A 19168-nucleotide genomic window follows, 5' to 3' on the forward strand; every position below is an offset into this window, starting at 1 on the left:
ATAATTTTTCTAAGCTAGCGGTATATTGAAGGCATAACTATGGCTAAAACAATAAACTTACGTAAAACGCGAAAAACACTGTTTTCGTTATTGAAACCAGAGGCTGGCTTTTTTTGGGTTGCTATCGCTTATGGTGTAGCAATTAGTTTGATGACACTTGCAGTACCTATAGCGGTCCAAACGTTAATAAACAGTATTGCTAATATTGGCTCCACACGTGCGGTTATCATTCTTGCCGTTATTTTGTTTCTTACCTTGTTTATATCTGGCGTATTCAGTGCACTTCGTATGCGCGTAATGGAGTTTTACGAGCGCAAGGTTTATGCACGGCTTACCGCAGATTTAGGGCTTAAAACCATTTTAGCCCCGCACAGCTTTTTTGAAGGTCGCCAGAACGTGAGCATTACGCAGCGTTATTTCGATATTATGACTTTCCAAAAGAATATGCCTTCGCTAATGATCGACGGCTTCGCTCTGGTACTACAAATGCTGGTGGGCTTCACTCTTGTCTCGTTTTACCATCCGGCGCTTTTTGCATTTAACGTTGTACTGCTACTAACCATGTATGCCGTGTGGAAAATTTGGGGGCGGGGCGCCAAACGAACGGCCATCGAACTTTCTCACGCTAAGTATGATTCGGCGAAGTGGCTGCACGATATCGCTATTGCACACGAGTTTTTCAAATCGGCGGATCACGTGGAATATGCCGGTCGCAGTACCGAAGGTTACATTAGCAACTACGTTAAAAAGCACAAAAGCCACTTTAATTACACCTTTGCACAGGTGGTAATGTTTCTATTAATGTACGCTGTAGCAAGTGCGTCTTTACTTGGTATTGGTGGTGTTCTTGTTGTACAAGGCGAACTGTCTATTGGTCAGCTAGTGGCCGCTGAACTGGTGATGTCTGCCGTATTCTTTGGTCTTTCTCGTTTTACTCAGTACCTAAAGCTTTATTACGAACTATACGGTGCGGCGGAAAAGCTGGGTGGTGCTTTATCTATGCCGCAAGAAGAGTTGAATGCGTCAAAGCACATACCCGCATCGTCTAAATTGGTGTTTAACAATGTAGAGCTTAAACATGGTAACGATACCTGCCATTTAAACGTGGTGTTCGAGCCTGGAACTAAGTACTTTGTTACTACTGATAAAAGCTGGGTTCAAAAGCAACTGTTGGGGCTAGTAAAGCAATACGACCGCGTGAAGTCAGGCGATATTTTATTAGGCGAATTTAGCCTATACGATTATGACACTCATGAGTTAAGGCAGGCGGTAACTATTTTAGATCGCTCCTTAATTATTGAGGTGTCTATAGAGCGCTATTTGAAACTAGCGCACCCCGAAGCAAGCATTGCCGATATTCGCGCAGCTCTTGAAGAAGTTGAGATGACGAAGGTTATCGATAGCTTACCGGAAGGTTTGCAGACCAAAGTGTCGGTATTAGGCGCGCCTTTACAGCCTCTAGAATTCTTATTACTTAAGCTGGCTGCCGCCATTATTGGCAAACCAAAGCTTCTTGTATTGAACCAGCATTTTGATGCCATACCGGTCGACTTAAGAGCAAGATTGCTAAGGCGCTTAAGCAAATACGACTTTACCGTAATGTACTTTACTAATATGCCACTACCAGATTGTTTTGAAGGTGTTTTGCATTTACACGATAATGCGACGGCCATGTTAAACAAGTATACCAATGGTGAATCGCCGATTGTCGGCGTACAAGAAAGCTCTAACGCTACAGATACATTAGGTACTAATCCACAAACGGTGAATACCCGCACGAATGATGTGAACAACGATAAGGAGGGTGAGTAAGTGAATAACGCAGAACGTCGCTTTTTAAACAACATTACGTCATTGCCTTCTTTGAAAGTGCCTAAGCTGCATCGTGTTATCACTGGCGTAATCATTTTCTTAGTGCTTGCCGCTGGTTTAATACTGTACTTCACACCTTGGATCCAAACCGCCTATGGTACAGGTATGGTGGACTCGCTCGACCCGAAAGACAGAACCCAGCCTATTAACGCTCTTGTCGATGGGCAGGTTAAAAAATGGCACGTTAGAGAAGGTCAGCAAGTAAAAGCGGGCGAGCCTATTGTTACGCTAATTGATATTGATGCCCAGCGCCTTGAAAAGCTTCAGTCGCAGCTTTCGGCTGCAAACTTGAAAAACCAAGCTAACGAAACGGCAGTGAGAAATGCCGAAAACAACTTGGCACGTCAAAAATCACTGCAGGAGCAGGGATTAGTGTCTCGTAAAGAAGTTGAGCAAGCCGAAATCAAAGTGCAGGAGTTAAGGGCAAAAGCCGCAGCATCGGTATCTGAAATAAATGAAGTAAGTATGACGCTATCTCGTCAATCTACCCAAACCAAATTTGCGCCGGTAGACGGTACAGTAGTGCGCTTGCTGTCCGGTGGTGTGTCTACCTTTGTAAAATCTGGTGATATCTTAGGTCAGTTCATACCTGCCGATGCCAAGCGTAGTGTACGAGTAACCGTAAGAGGTCTCGATGCACCATTAGTAAAGCCCGGCGCCAAAGCGCGACTACAGTTCGAAGGTTGGCCGGTTTTCCAATTCAGCGGGTGGCCGGGTAGTGCAATAGGAACCTTTGGCGGTGAAGTGGTATATGTAGAGCCTGTAGCAAATCCAACGGGCGACTTTAATGTTTGGATCAGGCCCGACGAGTCAGATGTTCCATGGCCAGCAGAAAGTTCGGCCCGTTTAGGTAGCCGAGTAAAAGCGTGGGTGTTGCTAGAAGAAGTGCGGTTAGGCTATGAAATGTGGCGACAGTTAAATAACTTCCCGCCACTACCCACACAGCAGTCATCTTCAACAGGAGCAAAAGGTTCAGGAGCATCAATATGGTAATGCGCAGATTGTTTTTTACTGCAATCGCATTAGCTACATATATAGGTGGGAGCGTACCTGGTCTATTAGCGCAGACGCATAATACTCATTATGAGCAAACGCAAAATGCTCGACAGGCGCCAACCATCGATGCGTTAGTTGATAGTATGGTGAACTATCACCCGTATGTGCAGGCAATTAACGAAGGAAACTATCAAGCTGCCGCTGAACTAGAGATTGCAAGAAGCAGCTTCGACCCCTTTATTGAACAGAAAACCAAAAGCCGAGTGTCAGGTTATTATGATGGGACCAACCTTACTCAGCGTTTCACAAATCCAATTGAAGATTTTAACGGGGCAGTATTTGGTGAGTATCGAATTGCTGCCGGTGACTTTCCTAGCTATGAAGGGTATTACGATACGCTTTCAGCCGGGGAGGCCAGTGTAGGTGTTGCCATGTCGCTTTTGCAAAATCGAGAAATAGATAAACGCAGAACGGAATTGCGCAATGCGAGGCTGGCAACCTCGCAATGGCAGGCACTCGCGACAAGTCTTATCAACGACTTTGTATATAAAGGCGTAAGTGAATACATTGCATGGTACGAGAGTGCGTTACAAATTCAAGCCGTTACCGAGTTGCTTAATACCGCGTCTGAACGTGAAAGAGCTTTGGTTACTCGCGTAGAGGAGGGCGATTTAGCTAATATCGTGCTTACCGAGTTTAAAGCTAACTTACTTCAACAGCGTTTAACCCTGGCCGAACTTAAGCAAAAGCGAGATATGCACGCGCAAATGCTATCTTTTTACTGGCGCTCGCCAGCGGGTGACATGTTGGCAATTAACAGTGATCAGCCACCCACCGAGTTAAGCTGGCCCTTTTGGATTGGTAATAGTCAGTTGGTTACGCTTCGCAATGCGCTGCGAAGTCACCCAGAATTAGACGTAATGAAGTTAGAACAGCAGGTGGTAGAAAACAAAGTTGCACTGGCTGACAACGCGCTACTCCCAAAGCTTGACCTTACTGCCTCTCTCGCCAGAGACGTGGGAGCAGGCTCTGAATCATTAGAAGGCACAGAAACTAAAGTGGGGTTATCGTTTTCTTATCCATTGGGTAACAGAAAGGCAAAAGCAGAGCGTGCACAATTGCAATCTAAGCAAAGAGAGCTTGCGCACAAGCTTACATCAACACAGCAAGCTATTGTACAGCGCTTTGAGCAAGCGTTAATTTACTGGGCGCAAGCAAAGGATATCGTGTCTCTTCAAAGCGAAAATGCTGCGTTAGCAAAAACTCTATCAAAGGTAGAGAAAACGCGATTCGATGCAGGCGACAGCGATATGTTCGTACTAAATGCCCGAGCGCAAAACGAGATTAAAGCGAAGATCAAAGAGATTAAAGCTAAGGTCGATTTATTAAAATCCGAACTTATGCTGTATAAAGAAGCGGCTATGCTGCATTCCTTCGAAAAATAGCATTTACCGGAGATACTCAACACGACTGCGATGTAGTGGCCCAGTGTATGTACTGGGGCTATTAGTATTCCCCGCTGTTATATACTATTAATATAATGGCAATTGAAGTTACCGATAAATCCATAAACGAAAACGGCGTATTGATTTACTCAATACGCCGTTTTCAATTAAGCATTGTTTATAAACTAGTGCACTAGTTGTTTAGCGCACTATTAACGTCTTCTTCACTTAGCCCCGCCGACATAGCGTATTCTATTAACTTATCCTCAGTCACACCGGCATTCTGGGCAGTATTTAAGATACGTATAACTTGCTCTCGCTGTTGTGACGATTCTCGTACTGCTGTCTCAACCACAGTTTCCGCTTCGTTAGGGAATACTGCCAAAAGCGCATCAACAACGTATTCACCAACAAAAGGTACAGCGTTTAACGCGCTTGTCATGATATCGACAATTTTGTTTGGATGTTCTTGCGATAGTGTCTGAACAATACTATCCGCTGCATCTGGCTGTGTTAATACGGCCACACGTACAATTTCATCTAATTCGTCGGGCGTAGATACGGCCGCTGCTTGTACTACGAAGTCTACATAGGTAGGTTCCGCTTTTATAGCTAGCTGTACAATATTAGGGCAGCTACTAACTTCTTTCTCAATAGCTAAGTGTACAATTTCTTCCGTAGAAGAAGGCTGTGCTGATATGGCTGCGAAGATAATTTCACGATATTTGTCTGGGTAGGTATCTAATGCAATGTCTACGATAGACACTACTTCCTGTGGATAGTGACCGGCGATAGAACTAATAGCCCGTCCTACAGACATGGTTTGATCAACTTGACGTTTTAGAAAGGCTGTTTGAAAGCGATTCGACTCTTCAACGGATTTTTCTACACTCGCTGAAGTGGATGGCTGAATTGCTTCGTTGAAAGAAGCGTCTTGCGCCATTGCCACATAACTAACTTGAGAAGCTAGTATTGCCGCTGATAGCAATGTAAGAGTTCGTAACATAAACCCACCTTTATAATTATTGCGTAGTCAATTTAAGACACCGCCAGTGTTAATACCTTTATAGAGAATGCAAAGCGTGCATTGCTAACGCTTATATACATTCTTATACGTATTCCTTTACGCTGGCTTCAATATCATTAGTTAATATCAAGCACTAATATAATAACGGCAGTATCTACTACTACTTTAAGAACGACTACTTTATAGGATCTGAAACCCCATCCTATTAGTAATTAGTCCATATTGTCTACTAATTATCACATTTGAATGAAAAATAGACGGTTAGTTCAGTTTTTTCATCTTTTTTAAAATAAGTGTTGACGTGAGCGCTCATTTCCCTAAAATGCGCATCCGCTTCGGGGGAAAAGCAAAACAGCAAGCCTCCTGAAGTAAGTCTCTACTACCTACATAGGCCAGTAAAGACGGGAGTTTAGAAGAAACGCTTCAGAAAATAAATTTTCAAAAAGTGTTGACAACGAAAACTTCCAGCGTATAATGCGCACCTCACTCGAACAGGGTGAGTCACTAAGAAGCAATGGCTTCTAGTGAATTGCGAAGAAGTCGCAACGTTCTTTAACAATTTAGACAAGACAATCTGTGTGGGCACTCGTTAAGAGTGTCAACATAACGACGATTCATATTTCGATATATTTAATTGAAGAGTTTGATCATGGCTCAGATTGAACGCTGGCGGCAGGCCTAACACATGCAAGTCGAACGGTAACAGGAAGTGCTTGCACTTCGCTGACGAGTGGCGGACGGGTGAGTAATGCTTGGGAACTTGCCTTTGCGAGGGGGATAACAGTTGGAAACGACTGCTAATACCGCATAATGTCTACGGACCAAACGGGGCTTAGGCTTCGGCGCAAAGAGAGGCCCAAGTGAGATTAGCTAGTTGGTAAGGTAAAGGCTTACCAAGGCAACGATCTCTAGCTGTTCTGAGAGGAAGATCAGCCACACTGGAACTGAGACACGGTCCAGACTCCTACGGGAGGCAGCAGTGGGGAATATTGCACAATGGGGGAAACCCTGATGCAGCCATGCCGCGTGTGTGAAGAAGGCCTTCGGGTTGTAAAGCACTTTCAGTTGTGAGGAAAAGTTAGTAGTTAATACCTGCTAGCCGTGACGTTAACAACAGAAGAAGCACCGGCTAACTCCGTGCCAGCAGCCGCGGTAATACGGAGGGTGCGAGCGTTAATCGGAATTACTGGGCGTAAAGCGCACGCAGGCGGTTTGTTAAGCTAGATGTGAAAGCCCCGGGCTCAACCTGGGATGGTCATTTAGAACTGGCAGACTAGAGTCTTGGAGAGGGGAGTGGAATTCCAGGTGTAGCGGTGAAATGCGTAGATATCTGGAGGAACATCAGTGGCGAAGGCGACTCCCTGGCCAAAGACTGACGCTCATGTGCGAAAGTGTGGGTAGCGAACAGGATTAGATACCCTGGTAGTCCACACCGTAAACGCTGTCTACTAGCTGTTTGTGGCTTTAAGCCGTGAGTAGCGAAGCTAACGCGATAAGTAGACCGCCTGGGGAGTACGGCCGCAAGGTTAAAACTCAAATGAATTGACGGGGGCCCGCACAAGCGGTGGAGCATGTGGTTTAATTCGATGCAACGCGAAGAACCTTACCTACACTTGACATGCTGAGAAGTTACTAGAGATAGTTTCGTGCCTTCGGGAACTCAGACACAGGTGCTGCATGGCTGTCGTCAGCTCGTGTCGTGAGATGTTGGGTTAAGTCCCGCAACGAGCGCAACCCTTGTCCTTAGTTGCCAGCATTAAGTTGGGCACTCTAAGGAGACTGCCGGTGACAAACCGGAGGAAGGTGGGGACGACGTCAAGTCATCATGGCCCTTACGTGTAGGGCTACACACGTGCTACAATGGCATTTACAGAGGGAAGCGAGACAGTGATGTGGAGCGGACCCCTTAAAGAATGTCGTAGTCCGGATTGGAGTCTGCAACTCGACTCCATGAAGTCGGAATCGCTAGTAATCGCAGGTCAGAATACTGCGGTGAATACGTTCCCGGGCCTTGTACACACCGCCCGTCACACCATGGGAGTGGGATGCAAAAGAAGTAGTTAGTCTAACCTTCGGGAGGACGATTACCACTTTGTGTTTCATGACTGGGGTGAAGTCGTAACAAGGTAACCCTAGGGGAACCTGGGGTTGGATCACCTCCTTACCATTACGTCGTAAGACGCACTTGATGCAGTGCCTACACAGATAGTCTTGTTTATATTTAAAGATGACTTAAATAAAAGCCCTTAGCTTTGATTTAAGATCAAACCTAAGTGTTTTGAATTAAGCACTATGCTCTTTAACAATTTGGAAAGCTGATATTAATAGTAATCAATCAAAATTGAGTAACTGAGAAGTCGAAAGACGTACTTTTTACTCTACTTGACTGAATTGCTTGTTATCTAAAAGCGCTGAAAAGCGTGCCAATCGGCAAGCCGATTAGCAAAAAGATAGCAAGGCAATTCTTCCGATTAGCTTGTCATTCATGCAACATAACTTAGACAGAAGTCAAAAGGCTGTTTGGGGTTGTATGGTTAAGTGACGAAGCGTATACGGTGGATGCCTTGGCAGTTAGAGGCGATGAAGGACGTGTAAGTCTGCGAAAAGCTGTGGTGAGCCGACAAAATGCATTTGAGCCACAGATGTCCGAATGGGGAAACCCACCTGTTTACAGGTATCGTTACATGAATACATAGTGTAACGAGGCGAACGAGGGGAACTGAAACATCTAAGTACCCTTAGGAAAAGAAATCAATTGAGATTCCCCTAGTAGCGGCGAGCGAACGGGGAACAGCCCTTAAGCTGTATTGAGTGTAGTGGAATCCTTTGGGAAGAGGAGCGATACAAGGTGATAGCCCTGTACACGACGCAATCTTTACAGTGAAATCGAGTAGGTCGGGACACGTGTTATCTTGACTGAATATGGGGGGACCATCCTCCAAGGCTAAATACTCCTAACTGACCGATAGTGAACCAGTACCGTGAGGGAAAGGCGAAAAGAACCCCTGTGAGGGGAGTGAAATAGAACCTGAAACCGTATACGTACAAGCAGTGGGAGCCCTTCGGGGTGACTGCGTACCTTTTGTATAATGGGTCAGCGACTTATATTTAGTAGCAAGGTTAAGCGAATAGCGGAGCCGTAGCGAAAGCGAGTGTTAACTGCGCGTTTAGTTGCTAGGTATAGACCCGAAACCCGGTGATCTAGCCATGAGCAGGTTGAAGGTTGAGTAACATCAACTGGAGGACCGAACCCACTGACGTTGAAAAGTCAGGGGATGACTTGTGGCTGGGGGTGAAAGGCCAATCAAACCGGGAGATAGCTGGTTCTCCCCGAAATCTATTTAGGTAGAGCCTCGGACGAATTCCATTGGGGGTAGAGCACTGTTAAGGCTAGGGGGTCATCCCGACTTACCAACCCTTTGCAAACTCCGAATACCAATGAGAACTATCCGGGAGACACACGGCGGGTGCTAACGTCCGTCGTGGAGAGGGAAACAACCCAGACCGCCAGCTAAGGTCCCAAAATATTGCTAAGTGGGAAACGATGTGGGAAGGCATAGACAGCTAGGAGGTTGGCTTAGAAGCAGCCACCCTTTAAAGAAAGCGTAATAGCTCACTAGTCGAGTCGGCCTGCGCGGAAGATGTAACGGGGCTAAGCAATATACCGAAGCTGCGGCAGCATAGTTTACTATGCTGGGTAGGGGAGCGTTGTGTAAGTGGATGAAGGTGAGTTGTAAAGCTTGCTGGACATATCACAAGTGCGAATGCTGACATGAGTAACGATAATGGGAGTGAAAAACTCCCACGCCGGAAGACCAAGGTTTCCTGTCCCATGCTAATCAGGGCAGGGTAAGTCGGCCCCTAAGGCGAGGCAGAAATGCGTAGTCGATGGGAAACGGATTAATATTTCCGTACTTATATAATCAGTGATGGAGGGACGGAGAAGGCTAGGCAAGCTTGGCGTTGGTTGTCCAAGTGAAAGCGAGTAGGCCGAGAATTTAGGTAAATCCGGATTCTTAAAGCTGAGACGCGAGACGAGCTCCCAAGGGAGTGAAGTTGTTGATGCCCTGCTTCCAGGAAAAGCTTCTAAACTTATGATTATATGAACCGTACCCCAAACCGACACAGGTGGTCAGGTAGAGAATACTAAGGCGCTTGAGAGAACTCGGGTGAAGGAACTCGGCAAAATTGTACCGTAACTTCGGGAGAAGGTACGCCTCTGTTTGTGAACACTTCGCGTGGTAAGCAAATGGAGGCCGCAGTGACCAGGTGGCTGGGACTGTTTATTAAAAACACAGCACTCTGCAAACTCGTAAGAGGACGTATAGGGTGTGACACCTGCCCGGTGCCGGAAGGTTAATTGATGGGGTTAGTCCTCGGACGAAGCTCTTGATCGAAGCCCCGGTAAACGGCGGCCGTAACTATAACGGTCCTAAGGTAGCGAAATTCCTTGTCGGGTAAGTTCCGACCTGCACGAATGGTGTAACCATGGCCACGCTGTCTCCACCCGAGACTCAGTGAAATTGAAATCGCAGTGAAGATGCTGTGTACCCGCACCTAGACGGAAAGACCCCGTGAACCTTTACTACAGCTTGGCACTGAACATTGAACCTACATGTGTAGGATAGGTGGGAGGCTTTGAAGCACAGTCGCTAGATTGTGTGGAGCCGTCCTTGAAATACCACCCTTGTATGTTTGATGTTCTAACATTGGTCCCTTATCGGGATTGTGGACAGTGTCTGGTGGGTAGTTTGACTGGGGCGGTCTCCTCCCAAATAGTAACGGAGGAGCACGAAGGTTAGCTAATCACGGTCGGACATCGTGAGGTTAGTGCAATGGCATAAGCTAGCTTAACTGCGAGACAGACACGTCGAGCAGGTACGAAAGTAGGTCATAGTGATCCGGTGGTTCTGTATGGAAGGGCCATCGCTCAACGGATAAAAGGTACTCCGGGGATAACAGGCTGATACCGCCCAAGAGTTCATATCGACGGCGGTGTTTGGCACCTCGATGTCGGCTCATCACATCCTGGGGCTGAAGTCGGTCCCAAGGGTATGGCTGTTCGCCATTTAAAGTGGTACGCGAGCTGGGTTTAGAACGTCGTGAGACAGTTCGGTCCCTATCTGGTGTGGGCGTTGGATGATTGATGGGAGCTGCTCCTAGTACGAGAGGACCGGAGTGGACGAACCGCTGGTGTTCGGGTTGTCATGCCAATGGCATTGCCCGGTAGCTATGTTCGGAACGGATAACCGCTGAAAGCATCTAAGCGGGAAGCCGGCCCAAAGATGAGTCATCCCTGAACTTTAAGTTCTGGAAGGGTTGTTATAGACGATGACGTTGATAGGCAGGGTGTGGAAGCGTTGTAAGGCGTTAAGCTAACCTGTACTAATTGCCCGAGAGGCTTAACCATACAACGCCCAAAAAGCTTTAGGCTTTTGAGTGTTGTAGACAAGCTAAAGCAAGTAGAGTGAAAAGTAGTTACTCACTGATTGAATTAATATCCAGTTTTCTAGATTGTTACCAGTTTTTCCTGGCAGCCATAGCGATACGGTACCACCTGATTCCATTCCGAACTCAGAAGTGAAACGTATTAGCGCCGATGGTAGTGTGGGGTTTCCCCATGTGAGAGTAGGACACTGCCAGGTCCCATTAAGAAGAACCCGCCTAACGGCGGGTTTTTTGCTTTGTGCACCAGAGAAAAAGTAATGGGGTCAGAGTACATTAATCCCATTCCTCCGCCAGCAAATAGCAAAATGGGGTCAGAGTATTTTATTACTTTAAACATCAGAACATAGTTACTCCCTTATGCCCTAGTGTAGCCAATTCAGAAAAACGTACACTGACCCCATTATTCGAAAATTATTCGAAAAATGTATGCTGTAGTTTTTGAAATAGTTCTGTAGAACAAGCGACAGGTTGGAAAATAATCGGTATGGTATAAAAACACAAAACAGCTAGGATGTTTTTATGTCAACGTTACCGTTTAATAATAACCCTGCTTATTTGCTTGGTAATTTTCGACTTGAACCTGTCACTGCTGTGATTAAGCAGCACACCGAACTTGCCTTTTTCTAATAGTACTCTTCTTCGTTGGTAATGCATTTATAGAAAAAAGTGAAAAGGAAAGGGTCTTAGCTAACCCCCAGAAAAACGACTTTTTCTATATAGACTATAGGGCTATTGATCCCACTTCAGATGCCCGGTTTCGCTATGTTACGCTGAAAGTTCTAAATGTCGATAATGACACTTTTACGTTTAAAGTAGGAAACATCGCTCACACAACACCCGTCTCACCGAGTCAGCACGCGAAGTTTGATAAAGCATTATTGCTGCGTAATTATTATCGCGTTGATAACCTTATACTTAGCAAAGCAAAAGTAAATGAGTTGGTTGTCACTGGTGCGATTTACGATGCTAGACGGCCTCGAAACATATATATTAACGGATGGATGGTACTGCACCTGAGTGAGCTAGTACCTGAATAAAGGGCAGTAATAAACCATGTTTAAAAGCACCGGGCCGATGTACAGCTCAGTATTAGGGAGCGCGGTAAATTGTCCGTTAAAGCCTTTATATTCTCTGTTAATGACTATAATGTTCACTCGATAAAGTACTCTGACCCCATATTTTTAATATGAATACTATCTACTTTTCTATCTTTGTGTTGTTTATGGCGTCCTTCTCTAGCTTTTCATTGGCTAATAGTGCGCAGTCTCAGTGTGAAATTACCTTGGGCGAGCTTAAGTGGAAAAAGAGGGTGTTAATCTATAACGCTAACAGTAGCAAAGAGCTTAAAGACTTAAACACGTTTGCTCAATATGATAGGGGGGCTCTATCTGAGAGGAAGCTTGTGATTATAGGCATAGTTGATAGGCAACCTACTATAGTTTTTGGTCACCCTCAATGTAATACAACACTAGGTAATGTCCCACAGGATAAAGTTACGCTAATAGGACTTGATGGTGCAGTTAAGGCTAAATATAGCGCGTTTGATAGCGACCTAATTTATAGCACTATTGATAAAATGCCTATGAGAAAAACAGAACTAGGGTTCTACTAAGTACTATTTCTAAAAAACCACTACTTTGAATACTATTTTTAACATGGTAAGCAATACCAAGATCTTTAGGAGTAAAAAACTTACAGCATAGCAGCTGAGTTATTTGCATGTTTGCGCTTTTATTTGCCGCTTCGTTACCCTACCATTAGCGGATTGTTCGCAGTTCGTAAAATTCTATGACCTCTCTACAACCTTACAGCACATTTGGCCTTTCAGCGTCGTGTGATTCTATCCAGTCGTTTACTGACGTTTCTTCATTCCTGTCTATCTTCAGCGCATATAAGAATGAAACCAGCAAAGCCATTTATATATTAGGTGGTGGAAGCAACTCGATTTTTACCGCCGACTTTGACGGTGCGATATTGGTAAACGAAATAAAAGGGATTAGCCATTTTGATACCGAAAGCCACCACTATTTGCGTGTAGGAGCAGGTGAAAACTGGCATGAATTCGTTACTCTTTGTATGAAAGAGAAGTGGTATGGGTTTGAGAACCTAGCGTTAATCCCAGGTTCAGTGGGGGCCTGTCCTATTCAGAATATCGGTGCCTATGGTGTAGAGGTGAATTCGTTAATCGATAAGGTGGAGTGCGTCTTTCTTGAAACCGGCGAACAGGTATTGCTAAGCAATGAAGACTGTCAGTTCGGTTATAGAGATAGTGTGTTTAAACATGCGTTAGCCAACAAAGTACTTATCTCCCACGTTAACTTTAAGTTGCCTAAGCAATACGAGCTTGAGACTAGCTATGGCGAACTAGCAGCACTTACCAATCCAACACCAGAAAAGGTGTATAGTAAAGTTATTGAAATTAGGAAAAGCAAATTGCCCGATCCTAGCGAGCTAGGTAATGCAGGCAGCTTTTTTAAAAATCCCGTTGTTTTAAAAACGGTGTACCAATCAATAGCGCAAGAATATGAGCGGGTACCGCATTTTGTTGTAAGCCAAAATGCTGATTCATCGCATGCGGCAAACGAACAAGAAAAAGTAAAAATTCCCGCTGCCTGGCTAATAGATCAGGCAGGTTTTAAAGGCAAAACGTTGAACAAAGTACGTTGCCACCCAACCCAGCCATTGGTACTTACTAACTTAGGTGGTGCCACCGGAAGCGATGTGATTACCATGGCGAAAAATATCATAGCAAGCGTACAGGATAAATTTGGCATACAGCTGGAACCCGAAGTACGCTTATTAGGAAACAAAGGACTTATTTCGCTATGAGACAAGCATCAAAAGCTATAAGAAAACATATACTCGCTTTGTTGTCTGATGGTCAGTTCCACTCAGGTGAAATCATTGCTCAGCAGGTAGGACTTTCACGTACCGCGGTTGCGGGTCATATCTCCCAACTTGCCGACTGGGGTTTAGATGTATTTAAAGTAAAAGGTAAAGGCTACCGATTAGAACGAGGTTTTCCATTGTTAAGCGCCGACAGCATTAAACGCCACTTAGGCAATACAAAACGAGCGGTTATTGATGTGGAATCGGTTTTACCTTCCACCAATACAGAAATGAAGAAGCGTATTGCGAGTAAAAGAGAAGATCTTGAAAATGGCGACGTTGTTTTTGCTGAAATTCAAACCGATGGACGCGGCAGACACGGCCGTTCTTGGTTAGCACCGGTTGGCGGAAGCTTAACTTTTTCTATGTACTGGTCCTTTCCTGATGGTTATCAGAGCATGGCGGGGCTTTCTTTATTAGTAGGCCTAGCTGTTTGCGATGCACTTAAGGAGTTCGGCGTAGAAGATGCTGAATTAAAATGGCCAAATGATATTTATCTGCAAGGTAAAAAGCTGGCGGGTGTGCTTATTGAGGTAGAAGGGCAGATAGGTGCAACGGCGCATAGCGTTATCGGCATAGGTTTAAATGTTTGTGTGCCCGATAATCAATATGATGTTGGTCAGCCTCATAGCGATCTCGCTTCTTATTTAGGCACTATCCCTGATAGAAATGCACTAGCAGCAGAAATAATTAAATCTCTGTGGTTTTATTTGCCCAAATTTACCCAACAAGGCTTCGGACCGTTTACGGCTTACTGGGAAGCGCTCGACTTATACGCAGATAAACGCATTGTTTTGCAGATGGGAGAGAAGCGTTTCTCCGGAATTGATAGAGGAGTAGACGCCAGCGGCGCACTTCTTGTTGAAACGCAAGATGGCATTACCCGTTTCCATGGTGGTGAAGTTAGCCTTAGAGGCAATTAACGTTTTATTTCACAGCTAAGCGGCGTTTATTTCAAAAACTTTTGTAGTGAAAGTACTCGTAAATTGCCGTCATGCTTTTTTAAAACATTTCACCTATTCTTTTTATGCATTGCTTTGCAATTGAAACCTAAAATATGCACAACATTGAAGAAAAACACGTCATCTTAGTGGATATCGGTAACACCCGAATAAAATATTCACTGCTTTGTCATGCAGAAGAAGAGCCTAATGCATGTGAAGATGCCATTTCTCTTTTCTCTTTTATCGATTCTCAGGAAAAAATTTCCCATTTATACATTGCTTCGGTGAGAAATCAGGAGCTGGTTGATGAAATATCAGCCATGTGTAACGAGCGAAATATTATTTTTGTAGAAAAAAATACAGAGAAAGAAGCCTTCGGCATAAAAAATAGCTACGACAATGTTCAAAAAATGGGCGTCGATAGATGGCTTGCTATGGTCTGCGGCGCAGAAAAATCAAAAAAAGCATTTTTTGTTATGGATGTGGGTACGGCAATAACGGTCGATTTTGTCGTAGATGGTCAACATTTAGGCGGTTGGATCGTGCCTGGTTTTCAAGTTATGCGTAATGCATTGGTAGCTTCTACTAAAAAAGTGTACGCGAATGATGAAATTCCGACCACCTTTGGGGTAGGGACCGATACAGAAGATTGTGTGGCAACAGGGTGTCATGCTGCCCTATATGGTGTTTATTTGAGCGCGATTGATTACATATCAAGCAAACAAACCGATTTTGATATAATTTTAGGGGGTGGAGACAAAAAAGTGTTTGCATTCTTAAAATCTGCTGATAACATGCGCCTCGCTCATTTGGTGATGCAGGGTCTTGCCCGCTACGCTCGAAGTGAACTTCTAAAGTGAACATCGACGTAAGTTTTTGATTAGTTGAAAAATTGGTCAAAAAAGAAAATTGAAAAATTTTCAAAAAGACACTTGCACAGAGTTAAACAATACTCTAGAATGCGCACCCACTTGATGTAGTGCCGACTTAGCTCAGTTGGTAGAGCAACTGACTTGTAATCAGTAGGTCGCCAGTTCGATTCCGGCAGTCGGCACCATCAATCTGGAGGGGTACCCAAGCGGTCAACGGGAGCAGACTGTAAATCTGCCGGCTCAGCCTTCGCAGGTTCGAATCCTGCCCCCTCCACCACTTTCTCTATGAGGTGGCCAGAGAATTAGGATTGCGGGCATCGTATAATGGCTATTACCTCAGCCTTCCAAGCTGATGATGCGGGTTCGATTCCCGCTGCCCGCTCCAAATCAGTGCTGATATAGCTCAGTTGGTAGAGCGCACCCTTGGTAAGGGTGAGGTCGGCAGTTCAAATCTGCCTATCAGCACCAGTTTATTTCTCCCCAGCTCATGTAAAATTTCTAAATTTTTTAATGTAACTTTGCTGGGATAATAGAAATGGCAAAAGAAAAGTTTGAACGTACGAAACCCCACGTAAACGTGGGTACAATCGGCCACGTTGACCACGGTAAAACTACCCTAACTGCAGCTATCACTACAGTTCTTTCTAAAACTTACGGCGGTTCTGCTCAGGCTTTCGATCAAATCGATAACGCGCCTGAAGAGAAAGCTCGTGGTATCACCATTTCTACTTCACACGTAGAATATGACACTCCTACTCGTCACTACGCACACGTAGACTGCCCAGGACACGCTGATTACGTTAAAAACATGATCACCGGTGCTGCTCAGATGGACGGTGGTATCCTAGTAGTAGCTGCGACTGACGGCCCTATGCCTCAGACTCGTGAGCACATCCTACTTGGTCGTCAGGTTGGTATTCCTTACATCATCGTATTCATGAACAAGTGTGACATGGTTGATGATGAAGAGCTTCTAGAGCTAGTAGAAATGGAAGTTCGTGAACTTCTTAACGAATACGAATTCCCAGGTGATGACCTACCAGTTATCCAAGGTTCAGCTCTTAAAGCGCTTGAAGGCGACGCAGAGTGGGAAAAGAAAATCATCGAGCTTGGTGAAGCGCTTGATTCATACATCCCAGAGCCAGAGCGTGCAATCGACAAGCCGTTCATCCTTCCAATCGAAGACGTATTCTCAATCTCAGGCCGTGGTACGGTTGTAACTGGTCGTGTTGAGCAAGGTATCGTTAAAGTTGGTGAAGAAGTAGAAATCGTAGGTATCAAAGACACTACTAAGACTACTTGTACTGGTGTTGAGATGTTCCGTAAGCTTCTTGACGAAGGCCGCGCCGGTGAGAACGTTGGTGTTCTTCTACGTGGTACTAAGCGTGATGAAGTTGAACGTGGTCAAGTACTAGCTAAGCCTGGTTCAATCACTCCACACGTTAACTTCGAAGCAGAAGTATACGTACTGTCTAAAGATGAAGGTGGCCGTCATACTCCATTCTTCAAAGGCTACCGTCCACAGTTCTACTTCCGTACAACTGACGTAACTGGTGCTGTAGAGCTTCCGGAAGGCGTAGAAATGGTAATGCCTGGTGACAACCTTAAATTTAAAGTTGAGCTAATTGCTCCGATTGCGATGGAAGAAGGTCTTCGTTTCGCAATCCGTGAAGGTGGTCGTACAGTAGGTGCTGGTGTTGTATCTAAGATCCTAGACTAATCTAGACTTAGCAACACAAGCCAAAAAAAGCGCACTTAGGTGCGCTTTTTTTATGCCTGCGATTTTTAGGTCGGGAGTGAAGCCCCATCAAAAACACGCCGTGAAGCCATCCATGGCGGCTTCGCAGCAGCGTCCCTGCTGCTGAGAGTTTTTGATGGGGCTTCACTCCCTCCTTGCTTGGCATAGCAAAAAGCTTGAGGAGGAGAGGAGTAACACGCCGTAAAGCCATCCATGGCGGCTTCGCAGCAGCGCCCCTGCTGCTGAGAGTTTTTAATGGGGCTTCACTCCCTCCTTGATCGGCATAGCAAAAAGTTTGAAGAGGAGGGGAGCTATACGCCGTAAACCCATCCCAGCTTTTATGTAAGAGCTTCGAGATCAACCCGCATTCTCCCCATTATCCGCTTTCCCCAAGCTGTTTGCCTATAAAATGCGAATGTCACTTGCCAATAATTTCTTATGGTGTTGTTATACTGTAACAATTAATGGCTATCATGCCCGGCTTTATTGTTTAACGAGATTTTCATGATTACACGACGCCAGTTTTTAGTAGGCTCTTTGGCATTTGGTGGTCTAGCGACCAGTGCTTTTGGTAAGAAAATGAACTTGGCGTCTATGCCAATTAGCGAAGGCTATGGGGCGCTTGTAGCTGACCCTCAAAAGCTCCTCGATTTACCTAAAGGCTTTAGCTATAAAGTTATCTCAAGTCTTGGTAATGCGATGTCAGATGGTATGCATGTACCTGATAGAGCGGATGGAATGGGGTGTCTACCTATAGATGGTAGTAGCAATAAAGTGGCGCTCGTACGTAATCATGAGCTACACCCCAAACATTTAAGTGCTCAGCCTAAGTCTATTCAAGCGCATACCAGCGACTTAGCTTATGACAGTTACGCTAACGGCATTGCATTACCTGGCGGTACCACAAACATGGTGTACAACCTTAGCACTCAAAAGGTTGAAAAAGAGTTTGTTAGCCTAGCTGGCACCGTAAGAAATTGCTCTGGCGGCATTACGCCATGGGGCACATGGTTAACGTGTGAAGAATCGGTAGACCGTCCTCACGGCCCCAACGGCGATGTAGTAAACAAAGATCACGGCTATATATTTGAAGTGCCCGCAAATGCTACTTCATTAATAGAAGCTAAGCCATTAAAGGCAATGGGGCGTTTTAACCACGAAGCTGCGTGTGTCGATCCCAAAACCGGTATTGTTTATCTAACTGAAGACAGAGGCGATAGTTTGCTTTATCGCTTTGTACCCAAAGAGTACGGTAATTTGACTGCTGGCGGTCAATTAGAAGCTTTGGTGGTAAAAGAGAAGCCTCAGTTCGATACACGTAACTGGAATGGCAATGCTATGCCTGTGGCAACGTGGTTCAACGTTGAGTGGGTCGCGTTAGAAAACCCAGAAAGCCCTAATGATGATTTACGAGTACAAGGGTATGATAAAGGTGCTGCGCTTTTCGCACGCGGTGAAGGCATACACTGGGGTGAAAATGAGCTATATTTTTGCTGTACTAATGGCGGGCAAAAGCAGCTAGGTCAGGTGATGAAGCTTGTTCCCTCTATAGATGGTAAAAAAGACAAACTTCAGCTGTTTTTAGAAAGTGAAGACATGAACCTGTATAACTTTGGCGATAATCTTACGGTATGTCCAAACGGGCATTTGTTAGTGTGTGAAGACCAATACACGGACATTGTGGATAACCATTTGCGCGGTGTTACGCCAAGCGGAGAAGTTTACAACTTTGCTAAACTACATGCGCAAACTGAACTTGCAGGTGCGTGTTTCTCGCCTGATGGCAATACGCTCTTCGTCAACATTTACTCACCCGCAAAAACCTTGGCCATTACCGGCCCATGGCTAAATACTTAAGTTTTTTAGAATCATTTTTGAAGCAGTGTATTAACTAGATGCTGCTTCTTAACTCCCTCCTTTGAACAGTTAGCGCCCCT

Annotated in this window: 10 protein-coding genes, 4 tRNA genes and 3 rRNA genes; 16 read left to right on the forward strand and 1 reads right to left on the reverse strand. The window is 45.1% G+C overall.

Annotated elements, in window-relative coordinates; all coding sequences use genetic code 11:
- Nucleotides 1-39 precede the first annotated feature (39 nt).
- Genes D1814_RS10220 through D1814_RS10230 form a run of 3 tightly spaced genes read left to right on the forward strand, consistent with a single transcriptional unit; the run spans nt 40 to nt 4313 of the window.
- The gene (locus D1814_RS10220) at nt 40-1812 is read left to right on the forward strand and encodes an ABC transporter transmembrane domain-containing protein (protein ID WP_118491929.1); all 1773 of its coding nucleotides are present in this window, start codon (nt 40-42) and stop codon (nt 1810-1812) included.
- Nucleotides 1813-2865: an HlyD family secretion protein gene (locus tag D1814_RS10225; RefSeq protein ID WP_118491931.1), complete on the forward strand. Its 1053-nt coding sequence runs from the start codon at nt 1813-1815 to the stop codon at nt 2863-2865.
- Nucleotides 2859-4313 (forward strand): TolC family protein, encoded by a 1455-nt coding sequence (locus D1814_RS10230; RefSeq protein ID WP_118491935.1) that lies wholly within the window; start codon nt 2859-2861, stop codon nt 4311-4313. The genes D1814_RS10225 and D1814_RS10230 overlap by 7 nt, the downstream gene beginning before the upstream one ends.
- Before the next feature lie 193 nt (nt 4314-4506).
- Here D1814_RS10230 and D1814_RS10235 read toward each other — a convergent pair whose 3' ends face one another.
- On the reverse strand, nt 4507-5319 hold the full coding sequence (locus D1814_RS10235) for a hypothetical protein (RefSeq protein ID WP_118491938.1): 813 nt from the start codon (nt 5317-5319) through the stop codon (nt 4507-4509).
- Between the two features lie 652 nt (nt 5320-5971).
- Here D1814_RS10235 and D1814_RS10240 point away from each other — a divergent pair.
- The 13 genes from D1814_RS10240 (at nt 5972) to D1814_RS10305 (ending at nt 19088) form a co-directional block, all read left to right on the forward strand.
- Nucleotides 5972-7504 (forward strand): 16S ribosomal RNA (locus tag D1814_RS10240).
- A gap of 368 nt (nt 7505-7872) precedes the next feature.
- Nucleotides 7873-10750 (forward strand): 23S ribosomal RNA (locus D1814_RS10245).
- Between the two features lie 119 nt (nt 10751-10869).
- Nucleotides 10870-10985, forward strand: a 5S ribosomal RNA gene (gene rrf / locus D1814_RS10250).
- The 16S, 23S and 5S rRNA genes sit together here, the layout of an rRNA operon.
- 989 nt (nt 10986-11974) lie before the next feature.
- Nucleotides 11975-12400 carry a DUF4174 domain-containing protein gene (locus tag D1814_RS10260; protein WP_118491940.1) on the forward strand — a complete coding sequence of 142 codons (426 nt, stop codon included), beginning with the start codon at nt 11975-11977 and terminating at the stop codon, nt 12398-12400.
- A 176-nt stretch (nt 12401-12576) separates the two neighbouring features.
- Nucleotides 12577-13617: a UDP-N-acetylmuramate dehydrogenase gene (gene murB, locus D1814_RS10265; RefSeq protein WP_118491942.1), complete on the forward strand. Its 1041-nt coding sequence runs from the start codon at nt 12577-12579 to the stop codon at nt 13615-13617.
- Nucleotides 13614-14600: a bifunctional biotin--[acetyl-CoA-carboxylase] ligase/biotin operon repressor BirA gene (gene birA, locus D1814_RS10270; protein ID WP_118491944.1), complete on the forward strand. Its 987-nt coding sequence runs from the start codon at nt 13614-13616 to the stop codon at nt 14598-14600. The genes murB and birA overlap by 4 nt, the downstream gene beginning before the upstream one ends.
- Before the next feature lie 134 nt (nt 14601-14734).
- Nucleotides 14735-15481 (forward strand): type III pantothenate kinase, encoded by a 747-nt coding sequence (locus D1814_RS10275; protein ID WP_118491946.1) that lies wholly within the window; start codon nt 14735-14737, stop codon nt 15479-15481.
- Nucleotides 15482-15602: 121 nt separating this feature from the next.
- Nucleotides 15603-15678: transfer RNA gene (locus D1814_RS10280), tRNA-Thr, on the forward strand.
- 7 nt (nt 15679-15685) lie between these two features.
- A tRNA-Tyr gene (locus D1814_RS10285) sits at nt 15686-15770 on the forward strand.
- Between the two features lie 33 nt (nt 15771-15803).
- A tRNA-Gly gene (locus tag D1814_RS10290) sits at nt 15804-15878 on the forward strand.
- A gap of 7 nt (nt 15879-15885) precedes the next feature.
- Nucleotides 15886-15961 (forward strand) — tRNA-Thr (locus D1814_RS10295).
- 67 nt (nt 15962-16028) lie between these two features.
- Nucleotides 16029-17213 carry an elongation factor Tu gene (gene tuf / locus D1814_RS10300; RefSeq protein WP_014980400.1) on the forward strand — a complete coding sequence of 395 codons (1185 nt, stop codon included), beginning with the start codon at nt 16029-16031 and terminating at the stop codon, nt 17211-17213.
- Nucleotides 17214-17735: 522 nt separating this feature from the next.
- Nucleotides 17736-19088 carry an alkaline phosphatase PhoX gene (locus D1814_RS10305; RefSeq protein WP_118491948.1) on the forward strand — a complete coding sequence of 451 codons (1353 nt, stop codon included), beginning with the start codon at nt 17736-17738 and terminating at the stop codon, nt 19086-19088.
- The last annotated feature ends 80 nt before the right edge of the window (nt 19089-19168 follow it).

This window comes from Alteromonas sp. BL110 (assembly GCF_003443615.1).
Taxonomy (GTDB): domain Bacteria; phylum Pseudomonadota; class Gammaproteobacteria; order Enterobacterales; family Alteromonadaceae; genus Alteromonas.

Excerpts from the sequence above, each read along its gene's own strand:
- D1814_RS10305 (WP_118491948.1), top strand. The coding sequence starts at position 17,736 with ATGATTACACGACGCCAGTTTTTAGTAGGCTCTTTGGCATTTGGTGGT.
- D1814_RS10275 (WP_118491946.1), top strand. The coding sequence starts at position 14,735 with ATGCACAACATTGAAGAAAAACACGTCATCTTAGTGGATATCGGTAAC.
- birA (WP_118491944.1), top strand. The coding sequence starts at position 13,614 with ATGAGACAAGCATCAAAAGCTATAAGAAAACATATACTCGCTTTGTTG.
- D1814_RS10235 (WP_118491938.1), bottom strand. The coding sequence starts at position 5,319 with ATGTTACGAACTCTTACATTGCTATCAGCGGCAATACTAGCTTCTCAA.
- D1814_RS10220 (WP_118491929.1), top strand. The coding sequence starts at position 40 with ATGGCTAAAACAATAAACTTACGTAAAACGCGAAAAACACTGTTTTCG.
- D1814_RS10260 (WP_118491940.1), top strand. The coding sequence starts at position 11,975 with ATGAATACTATCTACTTTTCTATCTTTGTGTTGTTTATGGCGTCCTTC.
- D1814_RS10230 (WP_118491935.1), top strand. The coding sequence starts at position 2,859 with ATGGTAATGCGCAGATTGTTTTTTACTGCAATCGCATTAGCTACATAT.
- tuf (WP_014980400.1), top strand. The coding sequence starts at position 16,029 with ATGGCAAAAGAAAAGTTTGAACGTACGAAACCCCACGTAAACGTGGGT.
- murB (WP_118491942.1), top strand. The coding sequence starts at position 12,577 with ATGACCTCTCTACAACCTTACAGCACATTTGGCCTTTCAGCGTCGTGT.